The organism is Rhodococcus sp. R1101 (genome assembly GCF_000278445.1).
Taxonomy (GTDB): Bacteria; Actinomycetota; Actinomycetes; order Mycobacteriales; family Mycobacteriaceae; genus Rhodococcus; species Rhodococcus gordoniae.
Map to the genome: position 1 here is coordinate 1 of NZ_AJVB01000913.1, position 572 is coordinate 572.

Genomic DNA, 572 nt, shown 5'->3' on the forward strand with positions numbered 1-572 from the left:
CGCAGCGCCGGCACTCGGGGCGATCGACGGCAGCGCAGCGTGCCTATCAGAGACGGTCTCAGCGCGCCGCGCAGCTCGGCGTCGAACCGGTCGAGACCCGCGGCCGGACGACGGGTGCCGGGCGTGTCCGCACCCGGATCCCGTTCGTCGCCACCATCATCGCCCTTCTCGGCGTGGGTATGGCCGTGACGTTGTTGCTCACCACCCGGGCGACCGAGGACTCCTACGAGCTGAGCGCGGCGCGTTCCCTCAACGAGGAGCTCGCGCAGAAGCGGGCGGTGCTGCAGCGCGACGTGGCGATGGCCGAGTCGGCTCCCGCCCTCGCGGTCGCCGCGGCGGAGCTGGGCATGATCCCCACCGGGCAGGTCGCGCGGATCGTGGTCGCGCCGGACGGTTCGGTGCAGGTGGTGGGCGATCCGGTCCCGGCCCAGGGTGCGCCGCCGGCTCCGCTCCGTCCGCCGGTCCGGGAGGACGCCCGTGTCCAGACCCCGCTGGCGGGCAGTGCCGGTGCGGAGACCCCGCGGCCGCTCGGTGACGTGAGCGAGGAGCCCCGGCCGCGCACCGAAGCCGAC

1 protein-coding gene is annotated in these 572 nt (G+C 75.2%); it reads left to right on the forward strand.

What is annotated here, in order from left to right; all coding sequences use genetic code 11:
* A partial coding sequence (locus R1101_RS28960) for a hypothetical protein (protein WP_016935852.1) occupies positions 1-572 on the forward strand: 572 nt, incomplete at both ends.